Annotated in this window: 5 protein-coding genes and 1 pseudogene; 4 read left to right on the top strand and 2 right to left on the bottom strand. The window is 76.5% G+C overall.

Going from position 1 to position 6,253, the window contains the following annotated elements:
• Window positions 1-1,264 (top strand): hypothetical protein (locus FA014_RS20195; RefSeq protein WP_195969338.1); only part of this gene is annotated, 1,264 nt, incomplete at its 5' end.
• A gap of 153 nt (window positions 1,265-1,417) precedes the next feature.
• On the opposite strand, the gene FA014_RS17010 is transcribed toward FA014_RS20195, so the two are convergent.
• Window positions 1,418-2,059 (bottom strand): GtrA family protein, encoded by a 642-nt coding sequence (locus FA014_RS17010; RefSeq protein WP_230323312.1) that lies wholly within the window; start codon window positions 2,057-2,059, stop codon window positions 1,418-1,420.
• 62 nt (window positions 2,060-2,121) lie between these two features.
• Here FA014_RS17010 and FA014_RS17015 point away from each other — a divergent pair, with 62 nt between their 5' ends.
• The 3 genes and pseudogenes from FA014_RS17015 to FA014_RS20810 form a co-directional block, all read left to right on the top strand.
• A complete protein-coding gene (locus FA014_RS17015; protein ID WP_154730827.1) occupies window positions 2,122-3,288 on the top strand; it encodes a 5-(carboxyamino)imidazole ribonucleotide synthase in 1,167 nt (388 codons plus the stop codon).
• 43 nt (window positions 3,289-3,331) lie between these two features.
• Window positions 3,332-3,874 (top strand): 5-(carboxyamino)imidazole ribonucleotide mutase, encoded by a 543-nt coding sequence (purE, locus tag FA014_RS17020; protein ID WP_154730828.1) that lies wholly within the window; start codon window positions 3,332-3,334, stop codon window positions 3,872-3,874.
• Window positions 3,875-4,085: 211 nt separating this feature from the next.
• A pseudogene (locus FA014_RS20810) lies at window positions 4,086-5,123 on the top strand (acyltransferase family protein); the annotation flags it as partial.
• Window positions 5,124-5,254: 131 nt separating this feature from the next.
• Here the strand turns inward: FA014_RS20810 and FA014_RS17030 are convergent.
• Window positions 5,255-6,253: LCP family protein (locus FA014_RS17030; RefSeq protein ID WP_230323314.1), on the bottom strand; the 999-nt coding region annotated here is incomplete at its 5' end.

Consider the following 6,253-nt stretch of genomic DNA (forward strand, 5'->3'; position numbering starts at 1 on the left):
CCGGCGGCAGCGGCACGCCGGCCGCGCGACCGCCGCGGTCGTGCTCGTCGTGCTCGGTGCCCTGCTCGCCCCCGTCGCCGTCGTGGCGGTGTGGGCGCGGGACCTCGTCACCGACACGGACCGGTACCTGGCGACGGTCGCGCCCCTGGTCGACGACCCGCAGATCCAGAGCGCCGTGACCAACCGGGTGACCGGGGCGATCGTGGACGCGGCGGACCTGGACGGGCTGGCCGCGGAGGCGGCGACCGCGGTGGACGGCCTGGGCCTGCCGCCGCGGGTGGCCGCGCTGGTGGGGTCGCTGCAGGAGCCCCTGGTCGACGCCGCCACGGGCTTCATCCGGCGGGCCGTCGACGCCGTGGTGACGTCGGACGTGCTCGAGGCGGTGTGGGACGAGGCGAACCGCTCGGTGCACCAGCAGCTCAACGCGGTGCTGCGCGGCGACCCGGACGCGATCGCGAGCATCGACGCGCAGGGCACGCTGGTGGTGGACCTGACGGGCGTGGTCGACACGGTCCGCTCCTCGCTCTCGGACGCGGGGTTCACGCTGGTGGACCGGCTGCCGACGATCAGCGCGACCTTCCCGCTGATGCAGAGCGCGGACCTGGTCCGGGCGCAGAACGCGTACCGGGTGCTGGACGTCCTGGGCGCCTGGCTGGTCTGGCTCTCGCTCGGTCTGCTGGCCGCCGGGGTGCTGGTGGCGGTGCACCGGGCCCGGGCGCTGGTGGTCGCGGGGCTGTCCCTCGCGGGCGCGATGCTGCTCCTCGGTGCGGCGCTGACCATCGGCCGCTCGGTGTACGTCGACGCGCTCCCGCCGGCGGTCCAGCGACCGGACGCCGCCGTGGTGGTCTACGACCAGGTGGTCACGTTCCTGCGGGTCGCGCTGCGGTCGGCGTTCGTGCTCGGGCTCGTCGTGGCCCTGGTCGCGTTCGTCGCGGGCGGGACGTCGGCGGCGAAGGCGCTGCGGGCGTCCTGGACCCGGGCGGCGACCTCGCTGCGGACGGCGGGCGACCGGCGGGGGATCGGCACCGGCCCGGTCGGGGTGTGGTTCGCCGAGCAGCGCGTCCTGGTGCGGGTGCTGATCGGGGCGGGGGCGGCGCTGGCGCTGGTGCTCGCCGGGCACCTGACCCCGGCGTACGTCGCGACGGTCGCGGTCGTGGCCCTGGTCCTGCTGGCCGTGACGACGCTCGTGGCGCGGCCACCGGCCGCACCGGACGCCGCGCCGGCCGACGGGGCGCCGCGGGACGGTGCGCCCGCGCCGGGCTGACCGCCCGGGCGCCGCGCGGCGCGGTCAGGTCCCCGGCGGATTGTCGCGTCACCACCTGGTCGTGGTGGTGGGCGCGCGACGATCCGCTGGTCTCGCGGCTGGTGCCTGGGCGCGTGGGGTGCAGGCGCCCGCCCCGCGGTGGTGCCCGGCGGGTCAGTCGCGGGTGGCCCGCGGGTGGGGGAGCGAGGCGGCCGACGCGGCGGACCCGGGGGCCGGGGCGTCCGGCGCGTCGCCGCGGAGCTCGTGCCCGACCTCGGCCAGGGCGACCGGCAGGCCCGCGGAGCCGGTGAACACGAACAGCTTGTAGCCGACGTACCGGACGATCGTGCCGAGCACGATGCCGATGACGTTCGCGACGTTGTCCGAGAACGGCCCGGACTGGCCGAGCACGTAGTGCGAGAAGCCCAGCGCGCCCACCGTGATCGCGCTGCCCACGACGTTGATCGCGGAGAACAGCAGCAGCTCCCGGCCGCGGCGGTGGGTCCGCTGGCCGGCGAACGTCCAGTGCCGGCTCCCGAGCCAGGAGACGAGGGTCGCCAGGACCACCGCGATGATCCGCGCGGTGAGCGGCTTGCCGTGCAGCGCGTCCACCGGGCCGAACCGCAGCAGGTTGTACGTGCCGAGGTCGACGACGAACGCGACGGTGCCGACCGAGCCGAACCGGACCAGCTCGAGCGCCCGGTCGCGCAGGGAGCGGCGCGGCAGGCGGTAGATCAGGCCGTGCAGGCGTCCGGGACGGGCCTCGGGGGCGGGTCCCGGTGCGGCCGCGAGGGAGGGCGCACCGGAAGAGTTCACGCCCACAGGGTACGGCGAGACGCCGGGGGACCGCTGTGCGGGGTCGGTTAGGCTCACCGCTCGTGGCAGCACCCGTGGTGGCAGTGGTCGGTGGTGGGCAGCTCGCCCGCATGATGGCGCCCGCGGCGACGGCGCTCGGCGTGCACCTGCGGGTGCTGGTCGAGGACGCGGTGTCGTCGGCGGCGCAGGTGGTGGTCGACGCGCCGGTGGGCGCGGCGGCGGACCCGGTGGCCGTCGAGGCGCTGGTGGTCGGCGCGGACGCGCTCACGTTCGAGCACGAGCACGTGCCGAACGGCCTGCTCACCGAGCTGGTGGACCGCGGCGTCGCGGTGCGGCCCGGGCCGGACGCGCTGGTGCACGCGCAGGACAAGATCGTGATGCGGACCCGGCTGACCACGCTCGGCGTCCCGTGCCCGCGGTGGGCGCCCCTCGACTCGGCCGACGACCTCGCGGCGTTCCTGACCGCCGGCGACGGCACCGCGGTGGTGAAGACCGCGCGCGGCGGCTACGACGGCAAGGGCGTGCGGGTCGTGCGGTCCGCCGACGAGGCCGCCGACTGGCTGGCCGCGGCGGCCGAGGGCACCGGCGCCCCGCTGCTGGCCGAGGAGCGGGTGCCGTTCACCCGCGAGCTCGCCGCCCTGGTCGCCCGCACCCCGTCCGGCGAGGTCCGCACCTGGCCGGTCGTGGAGTCCGTGCAGCGCGACGGCGTGTGCGCCGAGGTCGTGGCCCCGGCCCCCGACCTGGACCCGCGCACGGCCGCGACCGCCGAGCGGATCGCCCGCGAGGTCGCCGAGGGGCTCGGCGTCACCGGGGTGCTGGCGGTCGAGCTGTTCGAGGTCGCCGACCCCGACGGCGGCGCCCCGCGCGTGCTGGTCAACGAGCTGGCCATGCGGCCGCACAACTCCGGGCACTGGACGATCGACGGCTCCGTGACCAGCCAGTTCGAGCAGCACCTGCGCGCCGTGCTCGACCTGCCGCTCGGCGCGACGGAGGCCCGCGCGCCGTGGACGGTGATGGCGAACGTGCTCGGCTCGACCCGCGCCGCGCTGACCGACGGGCTGGCCGAGGTGGCCGCGCTCGACCCGGGCGCGAAGGTGCACCTGTACGGCAAGGGCGTCCGGCCCGGCCGCAAGCTCGGGCACGTCACCGTCGCCGGCGACGACCTGGCGGACGTCCGCCGGCGCGCCGTGGCCGCCGCGGCGGTCCTGCGCGGCGACGCGCCCGCCTGACCCCGCTCTCGACAGCGACAGCACCCACCCCCGGAGGTACCGCATGGCCACCCCGCTCGTCGGCATCGTCATGGGCTCGGACTCGGACTGGCCCGTCATGGAGGCGGCGGCCGAGGCGCTCGCCGAGTTCGACGTCCCGGTGGAGGTCGACGTCGTCTCCGCGCACCGCCAGCCGGACAAGATGGTCGCCTACGGCCGGGCGGCCGCGGGGCGCGGGCTGCGGGCGGTCGTCGCGGGCGCCGGGGGCGCGGCCCACCTGCCGGGCATGCTCGCGGCCCTCACGCCGCTGCCCGTGATCGGCGTGCCGGTGCCGCTGTCCCGGCTCGACGGCATGGACTCGCTGCTGTCGATCGTGCAGATGCCGGCGGGCGTGCCGGTCGCGACGGTGTCGATCGGCGGCGCGCGGAACGCGGGGCTGCTCGCGGCGCGCATCCTCGGGGCGGGCACGGACGACACGGCCCGCCGGGTCGCGGCGGCGATGCTCGCGTTCCAGGACGACCTGCGCGCCCAGGCGGACGCCAAGGGCGAGCGGCTGCGCTCCCTGCACGGCGACGGCCGCCGCCCCGCGGTGGGCTTCGGGGGCTGACCCCCGCCACGCCCCGCACCTCCTCCCACTCCTCCTCCCACCCGCCGAGACCGCAGCAGGTGCGGGGTTCGACGCACCCGAACCCCACGCCTGCTGCGGTCTCAGCGGGGTCGGCGGGGTCGGGGAGCGGGGCGTGAAGGTCTCGTCGAGACCGCCCGCGGACGGTCCGCTCGACGGGCGGACCGCCCGTCCGCCGCCTAGCGTCGAGACGGTGACGACCACCGCGCCGCCCCGCACCGCCGGCCCCGACGCCGCCGCCGCGACCGCGGCGGGCCGCACCCGGACCGCGCGTCCGCGCCTCGCCGCCCTGGACGCCCTGCGGTTCCTCGCCGCCGTCGGCGTGCTCGCCTACCACTTCACCGCCCGGCAGACCGACGCCTGGGGCCGTGACCTGGCCGACGTCGCCCCGGCGGTCGCCGGCTGGGCGACCTACACCTCGCTGGGCCCCGAGCTGTTCTTCGTGATCAGCGGGTTCGTCATCCTGATGACGGCGTGGGGCCGGTCGGTGCCGGACATCGTGGGCTCGCGGGTGGCCCGGCTGTACCCGGCGTACTGGACCGGCGTGCTGCTGACCGGGGCGCTGCTGCTGTTCGTGTGGCAGGGCAAGGAGATCACCGGCGGGCAGGTGCTGGTCAACCTCACGCTGCTCCAGGCGCTGGCCGACGTCGGCCACGTGGACGGCGTCTACTGGACCCTCTGGGTGGAGCTGCGGTTCTACGTGCTGATCGCGCTGTTCGCCGCGGTCGGGATCACCCGGCGGCGGGTGCTGTGGTTCGCGGCGCTGTGGCCGGCCGCGGCGATGCTCGCCCGGTCGCTCGGCTGGACGGACGCGGTGACCTGGCTGGTGGCGCCGTACGCCCCGCTGTTCGCCGCCGGCATGGCGCTGTACGTCATCCACCGCACCGGGCACGCCGTCGTGCCGTGGCTGCTGGTCGTGGCGAACACCGCGGCGGCCACCGCCGCGCTCGTCCCGGCCCGGATGGACTCGCTCGGCGCGAACTCCGTGGTCGCGCCGCGTGCCGTGCTGCTCGCCGTCGCGCTCCCGGCGTGCGTCGCCCTGGTCGCGCTGGTGTCGCTCACCCCGCTGGCGCGGTGGCGGTGGGCGGGGCTCACCGCTGCGGGGGCGTTGACCTACCCGCTCTACCTCACGCACGAGTACTGGGGCCTGTGGGTGATCCACCTCCTGCACGACCGGCTGCCGGTGTGGGCCGTGCTCGCCGCCGCGACCGGGTTCTCGCTGCTGCTGGCGTGGCTGGTGCACCGGTTCGTGGAGCAGCCGTTCGGCCCGCGGCTGCGCCGCGCCACCACCGCGGGGTGCGAGCGGGTGCGCGCCGTGCTCGTCGGGCTCGGGGGCCTGGCGCGCGCCGGGTTCCGGTCCGGTCAGGAGCCGGGGACGCCGCCCACCACGCCCGGCTCCAGGGAGCCGTCCCGGATCGCCGCGAAGAAGTCCGGCGTCTGGTCGGGGTCGAGGAGCACCGTCGAGCCGGCGCCACCCGGGCGGTAGTCCAGGCTCTTGATCGGCGGGGTGCCGGTGATGCCGCCGGGACCGGTGGCGGCGCGGAACGCCAGCGCCAGCCGGCCCAGGTCGACGATGCCGGTCTCGTCGCTCGCGGTCAGCGCGCCGGTACCGGAGTCGATCAGCGACACCTGCTTGCCCGGCTGGAACAGCAGCGCCGGGTTCTCGGCCTCGGCGGCGACCGCGCTGATGAGCGCCCGCTGGCGCAGCCCGCGGCCGATGTCGCCCGACGGGTCGGAGTAGCGCATGCGCGAGTACGCCAGCGCCTGGACGCCGTCGACGGTCTTGCAGCCGGGGGCGTCCCAGATGAGGCCGGAGTTCTTGTCGTTCAGGGGGAACGCGATGCCGGTGCTGCCGTCGAGGCAGAGCTCGACCCCGCCGAGGGCGTCCACGATCTTCTCGACGCCCCCGAACCCCACCTCGACGTAGTGGTCGACGGTGAGCCCCGTCAGGCCCTCGACGGTCTGCACGAGGAGCGGTGCGCCGCCCCAGGAGAACGCCGCGTTGAGCTTGTTCGCGTCGTGGCCCGGGATGTCGACGTAGGTGTCGCGGGGCAGCGAGATGAGCGCGGCCGGCCCGGACTCCGGCACCTGGAGCAGCAGAATCGTGTCGGTGCGCGCCCCGACGGTCTCGGTGTCCTCGATCGCGCCGTCGTCGCGGGAGTCGGAGCCCGCGAGGAGGTAGGTGGTGCCGGGGGTGTTCGCGGCACCGGACAGCGCGGAGACGTGCTGGACCTTGCCGTTCGCCCACATGACCAGGCCGATCGGCCAGGCGAGCAGCAGCACGAGCGCCACCACCACGACGGCGGCGACGACCCGGCCGCGGCGGCGCCGGCGGCGGGGCGCGGGGGCGACGGGCGCGGC

It is taken from the genome of Cellulomonas hominis (assembly GCF_005239125.1).
GTDB classification, from domain to species: Bacteria; Actinomycetota; Actinomycetes; order Actinomycetales; family Cellulomonadaceae; genus Cellulomonas; species Cellulomonas hominis_A.